At 72.0% G+C, this 18,301-nt stretch carries 13 protein-coding genes and 1 pseudogene; 7 read left to right on the top strand and 7 right to left on the bottom strand.

Annotated elements, in window-relative coordinates; translation table 11 throughout:
• The first annotated feature begins 114 nt into the window (after nucleotides 1–114).
• The 7 genes from IE239_RS42645 to IE239_RS36660 all read left to right on the top strand — a co-directional run bounded on the left by IE239_RS42645 (nucleotide 115) and on the right by IE239_RS36660 (nucleotide 11,570).
• Complete coding sequence (locus tag IE239_RS42645) at nucleotides 115–366, top strand: hypothetical protein (RefSeq protein ID WP_229878607.1); 252 nt, start codon at nucleotides 115–117, stop codon at nucleotides 364–366.
• Nucleotides 363–1,058, top strand: a complete 696-nt coding sequence (locus IE239_RS36685) for an SGNH/GDSL hydrolase family protein (protein WP_229878613.1) — start codon at nucleotides 363–365, stop codon at nucleotides 1,056–1,058. Before IE239_RS42645 ends, IE239_RS36685 begins: the two co-directional genes overlap by 4 nt.
• Nucleotides 1,059–1,893: 835 nt before the next feature.
• Nucleotides 1,894–5,583 (top strand): eCIS core domain-containing protein, encoded by a 3,690-nt coding sequence (locus IE239_RS36680; RefSeq protein WP_190153782.1) that lies wholly within the window; start codon nucleotides 1,894–1,896, stop codon nucleotides 5,581–5,583.
• 162 nt (nucleotides 5,584–5,745) lie between these two features.
• Nucleotides 5,746–6,333 carry a hypothetical protein gene (locus IE239_RS36675; protein WP_190153781.1) on the top strand — a complete coding sequence of 196 codons (588 nt, stop codon included), beginning with the start codon at nucleotides 5,746–5,748 and terminating at the stop codon, nucleotides 6,331–6,333.
• A gap of 477 nt (nucleotides 6,334–6,810) precedes the next feature.
• Nucleotides 6,811–9,897: an ATP-binding protein gene (locus IE239_RS36670; protein WP_190153780.1), complete on the top strand. Its 3,087-nt coding sequence runs from the start codon at nucleotides 6,811–6,813 to the stop codon at nucleotides 9,895–9,897.
• Between the two features lie 184 nt (nucleotides 9,898–10,081).
• The gene (locus IE239_RS36665; protein WP_190153779.1) at nucleotides 10,082–10,516 is read left to right on the top strand and encodes a DUF4440 domain-containing protein; all 435 of its coding nucleotides are present in this window, start codon (nucleotides 10,082–10,084) and stop codon (nucleotides 10,514–10,516) included.
• A 238-nt stretch (nucleotides 10,517–10,754) separates the two neighbouring features.
• Nucleotides 10,755–11,570, top strand: a complete 816-nt coding sequence (locus tag IE239_RS36660) for an SDR family NAD(P)-dependent oxidoreductase (protein ID WP_190153778.1) — start codon at nucleotides 10,755–10,757, stop codon at nucleotides 11,568–11,570.
• Nucleotides 11,571–11,603: 33 nt separating this feature from the next.
• Here IE239_RS36660 and IE239_RS36655 read toward each other — a convergent pair whose 3' ends face one another.
• From IE239_RS36655 to IE239_RS36625, 7 genes and pseudogenes are all read right to left on the bottom strand, one after another.
• Nucleotides 11,604–12,443 carry a class II glutamine amidotransferase gene (locus IE239_RS36655; protein ID WP_190153777.1) on the bottom strand — a complete coding sequence of 280 codons (840 nt, stop codon included), beginning with the start codon at nucleotides 12,441–12,443 and terminating at the stop codon, nucleotides 11,604–11,606.
• Nucleotides 12,444–12,649: 206 nt separating this feature from the next.
• Entirely contained in the window at nucleotides 12,650–13,081 is a 432-nt protein-coding gene (locus IE239_RS36650) for an SHOCT domain-containing protein (protein ID WP_190153776.1), read from the bottom strand.
• A 135-nt stretch (nucleotides 13,082–13,216) separates the two neighbouring features.
• Entirely contained in the window at nucleotides 13,217–13,921 is a 705-nt protein-coding gene (locus IE239_RS36645; RefSeq protein ID WP_190153775.1) for an HdeD family acid-resistance protein, read from the bottom strand.
• A gap of 53 nt (nucleotides 13,922–13,974) precedes the next feature.
• A complete protein-coding gene (locus IE239_RS36640) occupies nucleotides 13,975–14,172 on the bottom strand; it encodes a DUF8691 family protein (RefSeq protein ID WP_190153774.1) in 198 nt (65 codons plus the stop codon).
• 343 nt (nucleotides 14,173–14,515) lie between these two features.
• Nucleotides 14,516–15,037, bottom strand: coding sequence for a hypothetical protein (locus IE239_RS36635; protein WP_190153773.1), 522 nt, complete (start codon nucleotides 15,035–15,037; stop codon nucleotides 14,516–14,518).
• Nucleotides 15,038–15,249: 212 nt separating this feature from the next.
• A pseudogene (locus IE239_RS43405) lies at nucleotides 15,250–15,540 on the bottom strand (MFS transporter); the annotation flags it as partial.
• Nucleotides 15,537–18,284: a winged helix-turn-helix domain-containing protein gene (locus IE239_RS36625; RefSeq protein WP_229878611.1), complete on the bottom strand. Its 2,748-nt coding sequence runs from the start codon at nucleotides 18,282–18,284 to the stop codon at nucleotides 15,537–15,539. The gene IE239_RS36625 and the pseudogene IE239_RS43405, both read right to left, overlap by 4 nt.
• Between the last annotated feature and the right edge of the window lie 17 nt (nucleotides 18,285–18,301).

The following is an 18,301-nucleotide window of genomic DNA, read 5'->3' as shown; positions in this document are numbered from 1 at the left end:
CCCGTCACCGGCAAGCCGCTTTCCCCCCTCCCTCCGCTCGTCCCCGTACCCGCTCATCACCGAACCGGCCTGCTCGCCCTCGAAGAGCAGGGCACCTCGACGAACGGACACACGATGACGACGCACATGCGCATGGCACTGGCCGGAGTTCTCCTCTCCTGCGCCGTACTGGCCACCGCGGTCGGCCTGACCCGGCACGCCGAGGGCGACGACGCGAACCCGCCGGTCACGGCGCAAGGACCGTACGTGGCCCTGGGCGACTCCTACACCGCGGGCCCCGGCATACCGCTCCAGACCGGGAACCCGCCCGGCTGTGACCGCTCCGACCACAACTACCGTCCCTCGTCGCCGCCGAACTCGGCCTGAAAGGCGCGGACTTCAAGGACCTCAGCTGCACCGGCGCCAAGATCCCCGACCTCACCTCCCCCCAGTCCACCGACGACGGCACCAACCCCGCCCAGCTCACCGCGCTGTCCGCCGAGACCCGGCTGGTCACCCTCGGCATCGGCGGCAACGACATCGGCTTCGCCTCGCTGATCAAACGGTGCGTCACGATGGGAGTGGCGTACCAGGCCCAGGGCAGCGGCAGGCACATCTCTGAGGACGCTCCCTGCGAGCGGCAGTACGTCAGCATCACCGACGGCACCGACAAGGTGCGGGGCAAGATCGAACAGACCGGCGAGAAGCTCTCCGCCACGCTGAAGGAAGTCGCGCGCCGCGCACCCCAGGCCGAGATCTACGTCGTCGGCTACCCCGCGATCCTCCCCTCCGACGGCACCGAGTGCGGCCGCGAACTGCCCATCGCACCCGGCGACGTGACCTACCTACGCGAAAAGGAAGAGCAGCTCAACGCGATGCTCAAGCAGCGCGCCGAGGCAGCCGGAACCCACTACGTCGACACCTACACGCCCTTCGAAGGCCACGACGCCTGCGCGGACGCGGGCACCCGCTGGATCGAACCCCTCCTCGACGACGACGCCGCAGCCGTCCACCCCAACGGGCGCGGCGAACGCGCCATGGCCGACGCCGTCGTGCACACGCTCGCAACCTCGAAATAGGCCCACGGGCGACGACAGGTTCAGATGCACACCGCGGAATCGTTGAACGATGCTACGACCCGTGGGCTGGCCTGCCGCAGGACCAGACGGCGAGAGGAAGCCCGTGCCCACCCGTGACCAGCCGCAAAATCGGCCCCACAGAGGTGGTACGGGCCTGCGCACGGCGGGCGAAGAAGGGCGGGCCTCGCTGAGGGGTATGGCGGAGCGTCTGCGGTCGGCGCAGCCAGCACTTATCCGACGCGAGTTCCGAGCCAAAAGACCAGATCTTCCGAGACGGGAAACTTTGACTCACGTGCTTCAGCCCCAAGACCGTGAGTCTGTCTCAACGAACCCAGTCCACGCGTCTCACCCAATCCAGTCCGCGCAGGTCAGCTGAGCACGGGCGACTGACTTCGTTGAGACAGGACATCACCGGGCGCCTGTGAGCGGCGACGACTGCGGCCAGGCGCCGCCGGCAGATGAGCGCGGCCGGGGCGAGGAAGGCTTCGTGGATGTCGTCGCTGCCGACTGAAGTTCCCCTCGCGCACCAGGGCTGCCCCCGGAAGGTTCGCGCCCAGATCTTCCGGTAGTCCGGCCCGTTCTTCTTCCTGGTGTGCCTGTCCGGCCCGATGTGCTGCTGTACACCGTCAAGCGGCTACCGCACGTGATCACAGCCACAGCGACGGACGGATCCGGGGCAGCGCAGGGGGGGCCGCGCGTGGATTCCGATACCGGGCCCTTGCCGACACGGGAGCCACCGCACGGGAGCCACCGCTCGGTCAGCGCATCGTCCGGCCGCGGCCGAGTGCCCCGCTCCGTCAGCACGTTCACCAGCATTCATCTATGGGGAGGTTCGATGACCAGACGAACCACGGACACGCTTCATCCCGCGACGGACAGCGGGCAGAGCCCGCCCCCGGAGCTCCTGCGCCGACTGGAACACGGCCTGCGGGCCGATCTGTCCGCCATGCGTGTCCACACCGGGCCGGCCGCCGACCGCCTTGCCCGCAGCCTGGGCGCCGAGGCGTTCGCCAGCGGTTCACACGTGTTCTTCCGGCGAGGCGCCTATCGACCGCACTCCCCGTCCGGGTTCCGGCTGCTGGCCCACGAAGCCGCACACCTCGTCCAGCAGGCCCGCGGCACGGTCGGCGGAACCAGGCGCGAGGGGCTGACCGTCAGCCTGCCCGGGGACCCCTGGGAGCAGGAGGCCGACCGCTGGGCTGACGCGGTGGTGCGAGGGCGGACGCGAGAGGGAGCGCGGGTGGCCGTGCCGCCGGGCCGCTCCACGGCGATCCAGCGGCACGTCTCCTTCGAACACCGCATCCTCGGCGACGCCCCGACCAAGAACCTCGTCGCGATCGTCACCAGGGCCCCCGACCGCCTCGCCGTCCTCGGAGCCCAGATCAGGCTGCTCGACCTGTGGCGCAGCAATCCGGAGCAGGTGACGGAGCAGCAGATCAGGAATCTCGATCTGGGGATCCAGACCCTCCGCATCGGCCCCGGCGACGGTCTGCTGGTCACCTACGGTGAACTCAACGCGCTCCCCGACTACCTCGCCGACGCCGGCGCGTTCAACACGGTGCCCAAGGACGTCCTCCTCGGAATCCTCCAGGTCATCCGTCAGGAGGGGTACAACCACCTCACCGGCATCAGGAACGACATCCCCCCTCCCACCGACCGGTTCGCGCGTTCCGCCGCGGCGCCCTGGAGCCTCGGCATGGTCAACGACATCGTCGAGACGAGGTCCCTCGACCAGTGGACCTCCGGTCTGGGATTCCTGGGCGAGGACCACTACCAGGGGCTTCTGGCCCGCAACGCCTGCCATTTCGCGCCCTACTCCTGGTACCGCTGGCAGACGTCGCACCTGGTCGCACGGGACCTGGCCGAGCGGTCCTTCCTCAACGGCAAGGATGCCGAGCTGGCCCGGCAGGCATGGGTGCACAACGGCTACGCCGACCACTTCCTGCAGGATTCCTTCGCGGCCGGCCACCTGACCGACGACCAGCAGCCGGGTCTGTCGGGGCCCGACCTCTACGAGCTCGCGTACACCGGCCCGTCGAACGATCCGCAGACCTCGCAGGAGGCGGCCCGTCTCGTCGACCGCGTCCTGGGCAGCGGCCTCGTCGCGGACAAGAGGATCGGTCTGGACGCCACGTACCAGAACTACCTGACGTTCCTCACCAGCGCTGCCGCCCAGCTCAGTTCGAGCATGCTGCACGACAAGTACAACGCCGAAGCGGTCTTCGTGAGCTCCGAAGCGAACCCGTCCCCCTACCCCGTGTGGGGCGACAACACCCTGCTGACCGGCAAGGACGGGGAACGCGGTGTCAGAGCCACCAGCACCGCGGCCCAGATGTCCCAGAAGGCCGTACGCGACATTCTCACCCAGGGCGCGACCGACATCACGGTCAAGAACATCCGTGATCTGTTCCCGACCAGAGCGGGAGCGAGTCCGGGCGAGGTGACAGATCTCAAGTCCTGGAACACCGGCCAGAAGGCCGAGTGCATGAAGATGTTCAGCGGGATCTTTCCCACCCTCAAGCAACTGCTGGTGGGACGTGCCAATCCCCGGCTCGGCGTCGTCTCGCGGGACCAGGGGTACGCCAGCGTCTGGAACCAGCGTCTGCCCAATGCCAGCACGACGTTCGCCGCGGTGCAGATCGCCGTCGCCGGCGGAAAGGTGTTCGCCGGTTCGTACGGCTACGTCTACCAGATCGACCCGCTCTCCGGGAAGATCCTGCACAGCCTGCTGGTGAGCGACCGGTTCGGAGTGGGTGACTACACCACCAGGCTGGCCACGGACGGCGCCAACCTCTACGCCGGCGTGCACGGCTACGTCTACGCGATCAGCATCGGCGGCAACTGGAAGAAACCGCTGTGGAACTGCCCCGTCGGCGGACTGCTGGGCACGGACGCGGTCGACGTCATGGTCACCGGCGGCAAGCTGTTCGCCGGTTCGGACGGCTACGTCTACCAACTCGACCCGCTCTCCGGGAAGATCCTGCACAGCCTGCTGGTGAGCGACCGGTTCGGAGTGGGTGACTACACCACCAGGCTGGCCACGGACGGCGCCAACCTCTACGCCGGCGTGCACGGCTACGTCTACGCGATCAGCATCGGCGGCAACTGGAAGAAACCCCTGTGGGACACACCCGTCGGCGGAGTGCTGGACGCGCCGGTCGAGGTCATGGTCGCCGGCGGCAGACTGTTCGCCGGTTCGAACGGGTACGTCGACCATATCGACGCGCCCTCCGGGAAGATCCTGCACAGCCTGCTGGTGAGCGGCCAGGTCGGGGTGGGTGACTACACCACCAGGCTGGCCACGGACGGCGCCAACCTCTACGCCGGCGTGCACGGCTACGTCTACGCGATCAGCATCGGCGGCGACTGGAAGCAACCGCTGTGGAACTCCGGCGTAGGTGGCATCGGAGCCTTTGAGCCGGTGAATGTGACCGTTGGCGCGGGAAGGGTGTTCGCGGGCTCCAACGGCTACACCTACGAATTCGATCCGGGTTCGGGGAAGGTCCTGAACAGTCTGCTCCTGACTCTTCCCGTCTCCACGAACAGGGAGTACGGCACGACGATCGTCGCCGACGGCTGGAACCTGTACGCCGGTGTCCACGGCTTCGCCAACAAGCTGCTGGTGAACAACGCACGGCTGAGCGGCACCCTCCACCACAACTGGGAGGACGACGGTGGCGGCTGGCACGGGTGGGAGGCGAACTTCAACGGAGCACCGTCCGAGATGCAGTCGGTCACCATGACCTACGGTTCCAGCAACAACCTCGAGGTCTTCGCCGTGGGGGGCGACGGCACCCTCTACCACAACTCTCTGGGCATCAAAGACGGCTGGCACGGGTGGGAGGCGAACTTTGACGGAGCACCCCGCGGAGTGCAGTCGGTCACCGCGACCCTGGGCTCCGGCGGCAACCTCGAGGTCTTCGCCGTCGGGCGGAGCGGCACCCTCCACCACGACTATCTGGACACCAACGGCGGCTGGCACGGGTGGGAGGCCAACTTCAACGGAGCACCCCCCGGAGTGCAGTCGGTCACCACGGCCATGGGCCCCAGCGGCAACCTCGAGGTCTTCGCCGTCGGAAACAGCGGCACCCTCTACCACAACCTCCTGGACACCAACGGCGGCTGGCACGGGTGGGAGGCGAACTTCGACGGAGCACCGTCCGAGATGCAGTCGGTCACCGCGCTCGTCAGCCTCGCAGGCCCCCTCGAGGTCTTCGCCGTCGGTAACAGCGGAACCCTCTACCACAACTATCTGGACACCAACGGCGGCTGGCACGGGTGGGAGGCCGACTTCAACGGAGCACCCCCCGGAGTGCAGTCGGTCACCGCCGTAGCCCCCGGCGACACCCTCGAGGTCTTCGCCGTGACGGGCGGCGGAACTCTGTACCGCAACTACAGGGACCCACAGCGGACCTGGCACGGGTGGGAGGCGAACTTCAACGGAGCACCGACCGGAGTGCAGTCGGTCGCCGCGATCGGGGGAACCAACGACTTCCTCGAGGTCTTCATCACAGCGACGCCATGAGCGTCGGGGGCTGGGCGACGGCCCGCCTCCGCCGCCACCGGCTTCCCCGATCCACGGCTGTGATCCGCTCCACCCTCCAGCCGGTCGGCGGGCGTGCCGGATGTCCGCGCAGGGCTGCCGCAAGCGCGCCGACGACAGAGAACGCCACCAAAGGAGAGAGACATGAAGAAGTCGGACGATCGGTCCGCGCCGAGTCGTAGGCAGATGCTCAGCAGGGCTGCCGCGGTCGGCGGCGCGGCCACGATCGCGTTGGGCACCGGAGCGGCCTACGCGCCCGGCGCGTCAGCGGCCACCGGAGACGACCGCGACGAGGCCCTCGGAATCACCGCCGCCTACACCCTGCCCGGCGGCGAGCAGGGGTTCATCAGAGGCGGGGAGGTCCATCACACCGACCGGGCCGCCGGCGCCACCCGCAGACTCACCGACCGGTTCCCCACCCTCCCCAAGAGCTTCGCGCAAGGCGTGGACGCCGCCTACGTCCTGCCCAACGGCGTCCACGGGTTCATCAAGGGCGGGGAAGTCCATCACACCGACCGGGCCGCCGGCGCCACCAAGAAGCTCGCCGACCGGTTCCCCGGCCTCCCCACTCACTTCGCGGGCGGCGTCAGCACCGCCTTCGTCCGCCCCGACTGGGTGTACGTGTTCATCAGGAGCGGCGAGGTCCACCGCACCGATCTGGGCGAGAAGGCCATCAGGAAGATCGCGGACGAGCTTCCCGCACTCCCCGAAACCTGGAAGTCGCAAGGCTGAGGTCGTGCGGCCGGCCCAGGCTGCGGTGACGACGTTCCCGTCGTTCCGTCTCCCCGGATCGCCGACCCGGCCGGCAGACCCGAGCCACGGACCCGAGCCACGGACCCGAGCCGGACGTGCGTGTCACCACGCGCGTCCGGCTCTCCACGTGTCCCGCCGGAGCCGGCCCCGCCCGGCGGGCTCGGACGGCTTCCCCCTCAGCGGCCCCAGCGCGCTCCGCAGGGCGACGCTTCCGGCCTTCTCGTCCGTTGCTGTGCCACTCCGCTCCGCGCCACGACCGCGGACTCGACACACCACCATCCCGCGTCCCGAAAGCCGATGCACCGCGAAGGCCCCCCGGTAGCATCCGATCAACAGCCCTGCGGCAGTGGGGCGTTGGACTCCTCGTCAGGATGCTTCGGGCAGGACTCGAACGGATCGTCCTCTGCGGCAGGGGCGGTGGGCAGGGGGCGGGGCGAGTTGGCGACCTTCGGTGAGATGTTGTTGGAACTGCGCCGGGCCGCGGATCTGACGCAGGAGGAGCTTGCCGAGGCCACCGGGCTGGCCGCCCGGTCCATCCGGGATCTGGAGCGGGGCCGACGGGCGCGTCCGCAGCGCCGCACGGTGCAGATGCTGGTGTCGGCGCTGGGGCTGGGCGACGCCGACGCCGCCGCGTTGTTCGCGGCGGGCCGCTCCGGCCGGCAGGTGAGTCCGCCTGTCGACGACGGCGGGGTGGAGCCCGGCCTGGTCGACCGGCAGGACCAGCTGACGGTGCTGGGGCGTGCGGCCGGTGAGGTCCGGGCGGGCCGGGGCGGCATAGTGCTGGTCCGGGCGGGCGCTGGGATGGGGAAGACCGCGCTGCTGGACACGTGGACGACCGGCCTGGACCCACGGGAGATCCTGGTGGCGACCGCGAGCGGATCGGAGCTGGAGCAGGGCTTCGCGTTCGCGGTGCTGCGGCAGTTGGTCGAGCCCCTCCTGGCCCGAGCCGGTGCCGCGGGCCGGGCGCGGCTGTTGTCCGGTCCGGCGCAGTCGGCTTCACGCGCTCTGCGTGTCGAGGGGACCGGTGAGTTGTCGCCCGAGGCGTCGCCCGGCCTCCTGCACAGTCTTTACTGGCTGATGGTGCACATGGCCGACGAGGGGCCCGTCGCCTTGGTGGTCGACGACGCGCACTGGGCGGATGCCCCGTCGGTGCGGTGGTTGGAGTACCTGGCGCGACGTCTGCGGGGGCTGCCCCTGCTGCTGGTGCTGGCAGTGCGGCCGGACAGCGGGGCCGGGTCCGAGCCGCTGCTGGAGCGGATCTCCGGTCAGCCCTACTGCCGGCTGATCGACCTGCCCGGACTGGACGTCGACAGTGTGACCCACCTGGTGCGGGCGAGCCTGGGGCCCGGCGAACCGCGGTTCGTCGCCGCCTGCGCCACGGCCGCCGAGGGCAACCCCTTGCTGCTGCACGAGCTGCTGCGGACCCTGGCGGAGAACCAGGTCAGGCCCGCCGACGACCAGGCCCGTCTGGTGGAGGAGTTCGGTGGCCGGATCCTGGCCGGCACCGTCGTCAAGCGGCTGGCCGACGAGCCGGAGCCGGTCCTCCGTCTGGCGCGGGCCCTGGTGGTGCTGGGGGACGAGGCCACCTGGAGGACCGCGGCCGAACTGGCGGGGTTGGGCGAGTCGTCGGCGCGGGAGCTCGGCGGCCGGCTGCGGCGGATCGGTGTGCTGGCGTCCGGTGAGCCGGCGCGGTTCGGTCATTCCCTGGTCCGCGCCGCTGTGGCCGAAGCCGTCCTGGGGCCGGTGGAGCTGGCCGCCGGTCACGCGCGGGCAGCCGAGCTGCTGCGGCGCGACGGCGCTGCCGACGAGTTGGTGGCGGCCCACCTGCTGCTGGCCGAACCGGGCGGTGCGCACTGGTGGGTGGACGCCTTGAGGCAGGCGGCGCGGGCGACTCGTGGCCGAGGGGCTCCGGAGGTCACCGCCGCCTGTCTGCGCCGGGCTCTGCGCGAGCCGGTGTCGGTCGAAGAGCGTGGTCCGTTGCTGCTGGAGCTGGGCAAGGACGAGATGCAGATCGACGTCGGCGCGGCCAGGCACCACCTGACGCAGGCCTCGGCGGCCCTGGCCGACCCGTACGCCCTGGCCGAGGCGGCCTCGCTGCTCGGCAGCGCGCTGTTCCTCAGCCATGAGCACGAGCTCGCCGTCGACACCCTCGCCCGCGCGGTGGAGGACCTGCGGCGGACCGACGACGGCACCGGCCTCGCTCGTGAGGTCTCATGGTTCCTGCAGGCGCAGATGCTGCTGATCGGATATGACCGGCTGTCCACCCTCTCCACCGTCCGGCAGCACGCACGACGGCTGTGGGACCACAAGCTGGCCGGTGACACCCCTGGTGAATGTATGGTCCTGGCCGCGCTGACCGCTGCGGCCACCACCGGGGAGGCCAGCGCCCAGGTCACCAACGATCTCCTCGACCGGGCCCTTCGAGGCGGCCTGGTCGCGGCGGACACGTCCCAGATGCTCGTGACCCTGGCCGGGCTGGCCTTCGTGGCCACCGACCGTCTGGAGGACGCGGTCGCGCGATTCGACCGCATCGCCGACATGGGTGGCCGGTGGGGCTCCTTCCTGATCGTCTCGTCCGCGATGACCTGGCAGCTGCTCGTCGAGGGCCGCCGCGGCCGGCAGCTACCGCTCACCTCCGACTTCGGACACCCCGCCGCCACCGCCGACCAGGGCCTGGAACCTCGGGTGAGACTGGCGATGACGACCCAGGTCGGCGAATCACTCATCGAGCGGTGCGACCTGGCCTCGGCGACGGCAGCGCTCACCCCGGACGCCGACTTCGACCGGGTGGGCTGGACATGGCAAGGCCCGGCGCTCCTCGCACGCAGCCGCCTGCACGCGGCGCGGGGCAGGCCTGCCGCCGCCCTCGCCGTCCTGCACGAGTACGGCGCGGACGAGAACCGGGCACGGGTCACGAACCTGGCCGGGGCGCCCTGGCGATCGCGGGCGGCCTCGCTGCACCTCGCGCTCGGACAGCGGACGGACGCGCTCCACCTGGCCACCGAGGAAATGGAGCTGGCCCACCAGTGGGGCACCGAGCGAGCGATCGGGGTGGCCACACGCTGCCTGGGCGTCATCCACGGCGGCCGCAGAGGACTGGCCCTCCTGCGCGAGGCCGTGGCCCTGCTGGAGCGGTCCCCCGCCCGTCTGGAACTGGCCCGCGCCCACTACGAGCTGGGCACCGCCCTCCTGCGCGGCGGCGAGGCCGACGAGGCCCGCCGGTCCCTCACCCGGGCGCTCCGCCTCGCGGACGCCTGCGGCAGCGTCCTGCTGGCCGGCCACGTACGCGAAGCGCTCACCGCGGCAGGAGTACGGCCGGGACCGGCGCCGCCGGCGGCCCCGAGTCTCTCCCCGACCGAACACCGGCTGGCCGAGCTGCTCCGCGCAGGTCACAGTGACCGTCAGATCGCCCAGGCCCTGCTCCTGACCCCGCACGACGTGACCGCACTGATCGACCGGACGGGCCGCAGACCGGGAGCGACCACCAGGGCGGAGCCGACGTCCCCGGACCCGGCCCACCCCCAGCCCCAGCCCCACCAGTAGGGCAGAGCGTCCGCTTGCATCCCGGATGTCGAGTCCGACGCTCCCCCTTGGCCGACAGCGGCTTGATCACCGCCCCCAGCTCGTCGTCGGCGTTCCCTGCCGGTTCCGTAACTAATCAAGTTTGACTACTGACTCGTCGGGACGTACGGTCAGTGCGAGTCAGCAACGTTCCTGAGGGGGACCTGTGACCGTACTGCCCGACACCGGGTACATTCCGTCGGCCGAGGACCGCGCGAGCCTGGATGCGTGGTTCACCGCGTACGACTCGGCCAGTGCCCGGCGTGACATCGAGCGCATGGCCGACATGGCGGTCTTCCCGCTCAACCTGGTCAGCGACGACTCCCAGGGCGACGGGCGTACCGCTCAGTGGACCCGCGAACAGTTCGTCGCCACCATGAGCCAGGTCATGAGCGAAGGCGGCGACGAGACGATCTCCTTCGACTCGACCCGCACCCCGGTGTTCCTGAGCCCGTCCGTGGCCGTGGTGTTCACCGACTCGACCATGACCGCCGGCGGGGAGAAGCGGCGACTGCGGTACGCGGACATCCTTGTACGGCGTGGGGGAACCTGGGCCTTCCAGACGATGATCCAGAGCGGCTGGGGCGACTCGCTGAGCTGACCGCTCGACGGGGCTCGAGCAGGGCCGGCGGTCGAGAGGACGACCCTCGGTGCGCATCGGCGACTCCGGCGCGGGCAGGTCCCACGATTCCGGGTCAAGGCCCCCACCGCGTCCCCCACGTACGTGAACACCGAACGATCAACCACACCGAACGATCAACCTGCGGTGGCACACATCAGTGTTGACAATCCTTCAGCGGCACTCGATCAGCGATCACCGTCACAGGTCAGGAGCGGACATGACATCCCTGAACGCCTCGTCCGGCCGGGTGCCCGGCCTCTCGGCCGCCTACCTCTCCGAGCTGTTCTCGCTGGACGGGCGGACCGCCCTGGTGACCGGCGGCAGTTCCGGCATCGGCCGAGGCATCGCGGGCGCACTCGCCCGGGCGGGGGCGAGCGTGGTGATCGTGGCGCGCCGGGAGCCGGAACTGGCAGCGACGGTCGACGAGCTGACGGCGGACGGCTGCCGGGCCGCCTGGGTGAGCGGCGACCTGAGCACCCGTGACGGCGTGCGCACCGTGGCGGAGCGGGCGGCCGAGGTCTACGGCGAACCCGACGTCCTGGTCAACTGCGCCGGGATCAACCTGCGGCCGCCCATGGACGAGTTGGACGAGGCGGTGTGGGACACCACCATGAGCGTGAACCTGGAGGCGCCCTATCTGCTGGGCCGGCGCTTCGGACCCGGCATGGCCGAACGGGGCTTCGGGCGGATCATCCACATCACCTCGCAGCAGGCGCACCGGGCGTTCGTCCGCAGCGGCGCCTACGGAGTCTCCAAGGGCGCGCTGGAGTCGCTGGCCCGCTCCCAGGCGGAGGCCTGGTCGCCCCACGGCGTCACCTGCAACACGCTGGTGCCCGGGTTCGTCATGACCCCGCTCAACACACGGCTGTCGTCCGACCCCGAGAAGGTGGCGGCGCTGGCCGCGCGCACGATGATCGGCCGCAACGGCCTCGCCGAGGACTTCGCCGGGGCTGCGGTGTTCCTGGCGAGCCGCGCGTCCGGCTATGTCACCGGGCAGGCGATCTTCGTCGACGGAGGGTTCTCCGTCCACTGAGCGGTGCGGGGCGGCGGGCGGCCTGCCGGCGCGCTACTGCGCCTGCGGAGTGAACCGCAGCATCTCGTCCCCGCCCGGCTGGATGACGCCGTACGTGCTCTCGGGCACCTCGTTCCAGGCGCCGGGCAGATCACCGAGGGGCTCGGAGACGATGAGGCGGGTCTCGTCGGAGACCTCGCGCAGGAACGCCATGTCGGGGTGGAGTTCCCGCAGCGCCTCCACCCGGGTGCTGTAGAAGAGCGAGCGCGAGGAGCCCTGGCTGGAGTAGCGGAACGCCCACAGCCGCTCCCCCTCGGTCACGGCGACCGTCATCTGGACCGGGAACTCCACGCCGTGGGCGTGCCCGACGCGTTCCACCAGACCCACCATGCGAGCGACCGCGCCCGGCGGATCCTCCTCCAGACCGAGGGTGAGGGCCAGGAAGAACATCAGCTCGGAGTCGGTGGAGCCCTCGATGTCGGGGAAGAGCAGCGGGTCGACGGCGAGAGCGAGATCCCGGCGGATACGGTGGAAGTCGGCGATCGCGCCGTTGTGCATCCACATCCAGCGGCCGTGCCGGAACGGATGCGAGTTGGTCTGCTGCACCGCCGTGCCGGTCGAGGCCCGGATGTGGGCGAAGAACAGCGAGGAGCGGACGTGCCCGGCGATCTCCCGCAGGTTGCGGTTGCTCCAGGCCGGGCCGATCTCCCGGACGACCGCCGGGGTCCCGGCCGCCCCGTCGGACGCGTACCAGCCGACGCCGAAGCCGTCGCCGTTCGTCGTCTCCACGCCCATCTTGGAGTGCAGGCTCTGGTCGATCAGCGAGTGAGCAGGCCGGTAGAGAATCGCTTCGAGCAGGACGGGGGTGCCTGAGTAGGCGAGCCAACGGCACATCTCTGCCGCCTTCCTGGCAATGCCGGACAACGGGATCGGACAGGGCGGCCCGGCGGGGTCGGCACGGCGGAAGCGTCCCGACGGGGTCCGGGCGGGGTCCGGGCGGCGGGGTCGGCGCGGAGCGCGGAACCCGGCCGCCGAACGCGCTCGTGGCCGCGACGTGCCCGGCCACGCCCGGGCCGCTCCGAGCCGCTCGGGGTGACGGCTCAGCGGCCGGAGCCGCCCAGGACCATCTGCTTCGCCTTGGCGAACTCCTCGTCCGTGATGTCGCCGCGGGCGCGGATCTCGGAGAGCCGGGCGAGTTCGTCGACGCTGCTGGTGGGGCCGCCGGAGCCCTTGGCCGTCTCACGGATGTAGTCGTCGAAGGCCTGCTGCTGCTCACGCGCCTGCGAGATCTCCCTGCGCCCCATGTCCCTGCCGCGCGCGATCACGTAGACCAGCACGCCGAGGAAGGGCAGGACGATGCAGAAGACGAGCCACCCGGCCTTGGCCCAGCCGCCGAGGTGATCGTCGCGCAGGACGTCGACGACGACCCGGAACAGCAGGATGAACCACATGATCCACAGGAAGAACACCAGCATGGTCCAGAAGGCGCTCAGCAGCGGATAGTCGTATGCGAGGTATGTGTCCCCACTCATCTCGTTCCTCCGTTCCGGGCTCTCGCCCGACGACCCGGCATGGCGTCGCATGCCGTTCCCAGCCTGCGCCGCCCGGGACCCGCGGGCCTCACCCGGGACGGGTGAGCGCGGGCCGCCCGTCGGCACGGGCGCACCTCAGACGGTCCCCGCGCGGCCACCGCCGTCCCGGCCCGGCTCCCGGCTCAGGTCGACCGTGGCGGCCCTGCGGAGCGCGGCCCGCCAGGCGAAGGCGACGGACGCCTCGACCAGGGCCAGCAGGACCAGCCACACGCCGAGCAGCCGGGTCAGCGCCCGGGCCGACTCGGTGGGCAGGGCGAGCACCACGATCCCCGCGACGACGGCCAGCACCGCCGCGCCGATCACGACGCCCCGGTGGGGCATGTCCTCGGCGGCGAGAGCCGTGAAGAGCGTGACGATGCCGGACACAAGCCACAGGACGCCGACGATCAGCGACAGCGCGGCGATGGTCTGCAGCGGGTGCCGCAGGGACAGCACCCCGGCCACCACGTACAGCAGGGCCAGCAGCAGTCCCGCGACCCGGGCGCCGCCGTCCTCTCCGGCGAAGGACGCCACGAACCGGAACAGGCCGGTCGCCAGCAGGTACAGGCCGATGAGGACCGCGAGGACGTGCAGGGTCTCGTCCGGCCAGACCAGGATCAGAACGCCCGGCACGAACGTGACGACCGCCGAACCGAGGATCCACGTCCAGGAGCGCCCGAGCACGGCCAGGGCGGCGGCCGGATCTCCGGGCGGCGCCGCGGGACCGGGGCCGGAACCCCGCTCGCCGGGCGGCCGGGGGTCGGGTCCGGGGTGCGGCGCGGGTCCAGGTGACACGCTCATGGCTCCTCCTCGTGTCCTCGCGGGTCGGTGCGAGGACGTCGGTCCCCGGAACGTCACTCCGGCAGCTGGCGCATCTCCATGACCCGCAGTCCCAGGGACTGGCAGCGGGCCAGCAGCCCGTACAGATGCGCCTCGTCGACGACTTGCCCGAACAGCACGGTATGGCCGGACATGACCACATGGTCCAGCTCCGGGAAGGCCTCGGTCAGCGCCTCCGAAAGCTGTCCTTCGACGCGGATCTCGTAGCGCATGAGCTGCTCCCGGGACGGCCTGGGACAGGCGGACTGCGCCCTTGCTGCGATCCTCCGTCCCCCCACCGGCCCCCGGCCTCACCCGCTGGAGGTGATAGCCACACGTCGGCGGGCGGAGCCCGCCGTCGGGCAGGGCGCGGCAGCCGTCGGGCAGGGCGCGGCAGCCGTCGGGCAGGGCGCGGCAGCGGGCGGGCAGGGCGCGGCAGCCGTCGGGCAGGGCGCGGCAGCGGGCGGGCAGGGGCACATCGATGGCGGGCGGGCCACGGCCGCGGGGCCGCCCGGAACACGTCGGGGACGGATCGGGGCGCGAGCCCCAGGCCGGTGGAGCGGCGAGCGGCGCAGGTCAGTGCGTCACCAAGAGCTTGAAGAAGATGATCAGCAGACCGAGCACGAGGTTCACCGAGGCGGTGACGGCGACCAGACTCCATGAGGCGTCGGCGCGCCGGGCCGCCGCCGCCGACCAGCCCACCTGGCCGGCGACGGCGACGGCGAGCGCGAACCAGAGGGTGCCCGACAGGTCGAGGCCGAACAGCGGGCTGACGGCCACCGCGAGGGCGGGCGGGACCGCGGCCTTGACGATCGGCCACTCGTCGCGGCACACCTGGGCGACGATCCGCCGGTCCAGCCGCCGCTGGGCCAGCCGCGCCCCGAACAGGTGGGCGTGCACATGCGCGACCCAGAAAACGACCCCGGTGAGCAACAGCAGCAGCACGAGCTCCGTCCGGGTCACCGACCCCAGGGTGGCCACGCCGACCACCACGGAGGCCGCGAGCATGGACCCGTAGACGCCACCGGTGTAGTCGGCGGTGGCCCGGAGGCCGACGGCGTGTGGCGGGCGCCGTGCGCTGCGGTCGGTCCTGGACATCGCGGCCTCCCTCGACGCGTCGGACGGTTCGGACCGGTCGGCCCGACGGACGGTCAGGGGACGGGGACGGACCGGTCGGCGCGTCGGCTTCGGACCGGCCCGGCCTCACGCCCCTCGCGGTCGGCGGGCCATCCGTGACCGGAAAGCCGGTGAGAGCGATCTCGCCCGCGGCCAGGATCCCCGCTTTGAGACCGTCGAGCTGCGCCGACGCACAGGAGGCCAAAGGCCGCCATGACCAGCGCGTACAGGGTGACGACGTCCTGGATGGCGGTCACCTCGGTGTCGAAGTCCGCGACCAGCTGACTGATCGAGACGTTCATGACGGACGTGTCCAGGACCATCAGGAACCGGGCGGCGCCCAGCACCGTCAGGGCCAGCCGGCGGGTCACCGTGTTCACCTGCCCATCGCACCCGGGAACCGGCGTCGCCGCCTCACCCGCTACGGGCGAGCCCGCCGGCTTCCCCCGCCTCCCCCGTCCCGTCGCGCCGCGGCCGCCGTTCACAGCAGTCCCAGGTCGCGGGCGCGGCGCACCGCCTCGTTGCGGCGGCCGACCGAGAGCTTCCGGTAGGCGCTCTTGAGGTGGGTCTTGACGGTGTTCACGGAGAGATACAGATCGGCGGCGATCTCCTGCGTCGACATGGTCAGGGCAAGCCTGCGCAGCACGTCGCGCTCGCGTACGGTCAGCTCCTCGACGACCGGCGGCGGGGGGCCCTCGGGCGGCCGGACGCCGCGGGGGTGAGCGTCCGTCCCGGGGCCGCGCGTGGTCGGGGCGCCCAGGAAGGGGCGGATCCACGGTCCGGCTTCGGCGAAGGGGCGCCGCAGGCCGTCGCGCCGGGCCTCGCGCAGCGCCAGGGCGACGAGTGCGCGCGCGGCGGACCGGTCTCCGGACGCGTCTGCCGCCTGCGCCCGCACCAACAGGGCCCGGACGGTCACCGCGGGCCCGCAGCGGTCCTGGGGGTTCAGCCGGTCGAGCAGGTCGATCGCGGCCAGGGGCCTGCCTGCGGCGAGTTCGGCGCGTGCGGACGCCACCGTGCACGCGGGGGCGGCGTCGGGCAGCCCCTGCAGCACCTTGACGGCGGTCTCGGGTCGTCCGTCGGCGAGATGCGCGGCGGAGACGACGAGCGCCGTCTGGCCCTCCGCCCAGGGCGAGGCGACCGCGGCCGGCACGGTCCGCTCCGCCGTCGCGAGCGCGGCCCCGAGGTCGCCGCGGGCCAGGTGCAGCCGGGCGGTGGCGATGGCCCGGCCCGCCTCCATGACGGGGTCCCGCAGCGCGGGGTGCGGCTGCGCCGCCTCCTCCAGGAGGGCCTGGGCCCGGTCCAGGTCGTCGCGTTCGACGGCGACGGCGGCCAGCACCAGCCGTCCCATGCCGGAACCGGACGGCTGGGGCAGGCCGTAGCGCTCGGTCTCGGTCAGCGCGGCCCGCGCCGTGCGTTCCGCCCCGGCGAGCCGGCCGTTCAGGTAGTCGATCAACGCCAGCCGGCCCAGCGAGTCCTCGCGGGCCAGCGCCGTCGAGGCCCCGGGGACGGCCCCGGCCGCCCCCGTCAGGGCGGTGTGCGCGTCCTCGAACCGTCCGGCCCACAGCCGCGCAGAGCCCAGGTGGGCGAGCAGAAGGGCGATGAGTTCGGGGTGTCGGTCCAGCAGGTGCGCGGGGACCTCGCCGCGCAGCGTCTCGGCCGCCGCCGCGGCCAGCTCCGCCCGGCCCGGCGCACCGGTCAGCCGGGCCGCCAGCGCCTCCAGGAGCGCACAGGTCAACCGGGCCTCCGCCAGCGCGGGCTGCGCGCCGGCCGGACCCCACTCGGCAGGCGGGGCCGAGGCGTCCGGGAGAAGCTCCTGCAGCCCCGCCGCCGGGCCGGAGCCGGTCGTCGTGCGGCCGAGTTCAGCCGCCAGGGCCTGCTCTGCGCGACGCAGGTGGCCCAGGCCCCGGCCGACCTCGTGCCGGGACAGCTCGCGCGCCGCACGGACCAGTTCCGCGGCGGGGCCCGCGGCCTCCGGACTCATCCGGGAGAACAGCTCGCCGAGCTCGTCCGCGCGCAGGCCGGTGAAGAGCCAGCCGATGGCCAGGTCGTCGACCAGCGCGCCCGCGGTGAACTGCCAGTCCCCGGCGGCGGCGCCGTGCCCCAGCGTCTCCGTGAGCGCGCCCGAGCCCCGCAGCCATCGCGCGGCCCGCCGGTGCAGTTCGGTCTCCAGCCCCGGCGAGCGCACCCGCAGATGGGCCCGGAGGATCTCGCCGAACAGCGGGTGCAGTCGGTACCAGTCCAGCTCCAGGTGCTCGACGAAGGCGTTGGCGCGGCACAGACCGGCCAGGATGGGCTCGGCGTCGGTCCGGCCGGTGAGCGCATTGGCCAGCTCGGGGCGGAACCGCTCGAGGACGCTGACCCGCAGCAGCAGGTCCTGGGTCGCGGCGGGCTGCTGTCTGAGCACCTCGGCCAGCAGGAAGTCGGCGACCGAGGTGCGGTCGGCCTCGAACTCCTTCAGATAGGTCTGCGGATCGGGGCTCTCGCGCGCGGCGAGCGCGCACAGCCGCAGGCCCGCGGCCCAGCCCCGGGTGCGTTCCACGAGCCCTTGCGCGGCGGGCTCCGGAAGCCGCAGTCCGTGCAGCTCCAGGAGTGCTGCCGCCTCCTCGCAGGTGAAGGCGAGCTCCGCTCCCCGGATCTCCGTCAGGTCGCCGGCCGCCCGGTAGCGGTGCAGCGGCAGCAGCGGCTCGGTGCGGGTGACGAGGACCAGGCGCAGGCCGTCGCCGGCGTGGTGGAGCACGAACTCCAGCTGTTCGGCGATCTCCGGGTCCGTCACCCGGTCGTACTCGTCCAGGACGACCACGACCGGGCGGTCCAGGGCGCTCAGCCCGGCGGCCAGGCGGGCGAGCAGCGTCGGGGGCGTGCGGCCCGCGTCGGCCGGGCAGCCGATCCCGGCGGGCAGGGGGGTGCCGGACGCGTGCAGGGCCTGGAGGAGATACGCCCAGAACATGCCCGGCTTCTGTCCCGCCGCGTCGGTGGTGAGCCAGGCGACGGACGTCTCGCGCGCGGCGGCCCAGTCGGCCACCAGCAGCGTCTTGCCTGCCCCCGCGGGCCCGTTGACCATGGTCAACGGCGTCCGCAGCGCCTGGTCGAGGTGGCTGACCAGCCGTTCGCGCCGCAGGAAGGCCACCGGGCGGGCCGGCACGACGAACCGCGTGCGCAGAAACGGATCCCCCTGGGGATCCGCGCCCGGCGCCGTCTGTTCGGCGTCGCTCTCCTCGGGCTCGCTCATGGCGCTCACCGCCCCTG

The organism is Streptomyces humidus (assembly GCF_014649655.1).
GTDB classification, from domain to species: domain Bacteria; phylum Actinomycetota; class Actinomycetes; order Streptomycetales; family Streptomycetaceae; genus Streptomyces; species Streptomyces humidus.
The sequence above is the reverse complement of the archived record's forward strand: the minus strand, read 5'-3'. Positions and strand labels throughout refer to the sequence as shown.

Coding starts and splice junctions, on each gene's coding strand:
- IE239_RS36650 (WP_190153776.1), bottom strand. CDS start 13,081: ATGAGTGGGGACACATACCTCGCATACGACTATCCGCTGCTGAGCGCC.
- IE239_RS36625 (WP_229878611.1), bottom strand. CDS start 18,284: ATGAGCGAGCCCGAGGAGAGCGACGCCGAACAGACGGCGCCGGGCGCG.
- IE239_RS36660 (WP_190153778.1), top strand. CDS start 10,755: ATGACATCCCTGAACGCCTCGTCCGGCCGGGTGCCCGGCCTCTCGGCC.
- IE239_RS36640 (WP_190153774.1), bottom strand. CDS start 14,172: ATGCGCTACGAGATCCGCGTCGAAGGACAGCTTTCGGAGGCGCTGACC.
- IE239_RS42645 (WP_229878607.1), top strand. CDS start 115: ATGACGACGCACATGCGCATGGCACTGGCCGGAGTTCTCCTCTCCTGC.
- IE239_RS36670 (WP_190153780.1), top strand. CDS start 6,811: ATGTTGTTGGAACTGCGCCGGGCCGCGGATCTGACGCAGGAGGAGCTT.
- IE239_RS36655 (WP_190153777.1), bottom strand. CDS start 12,443: ATGTGCCGTTGGCTCGCCTACTCAGGCACCCCCGTCCTGCTCGAAGCG.
- IE239_RS36680 (WP_190153782.1), top strand. CDS start 1,894: ATGACCAGACGAACCACGGACACGCTTCATCCCGCGACGGACAGCGGG.
- IE239_RS36675 (WP_190153781.1), top strand. CDS start 5,746: ATGAAGAAGTCGGACGATCGGTCCGCGCCGAGTCGTAGGCAGATGCTC.
- IE239_RS36635 (WP_190153773.1), bottom strand. CDS start 15,037: ATGTCCAGGACCGACCGCAGCGCACGGCGCCCGCCACACGCCGTCGGC.
- IE239_RS36645 (WP_190153775.1), bottom strand. CDS start 13,921: ATGAGCGTGTCACCTGGACCCGCGCCGCACCCCGGACCCGACCCCCGG.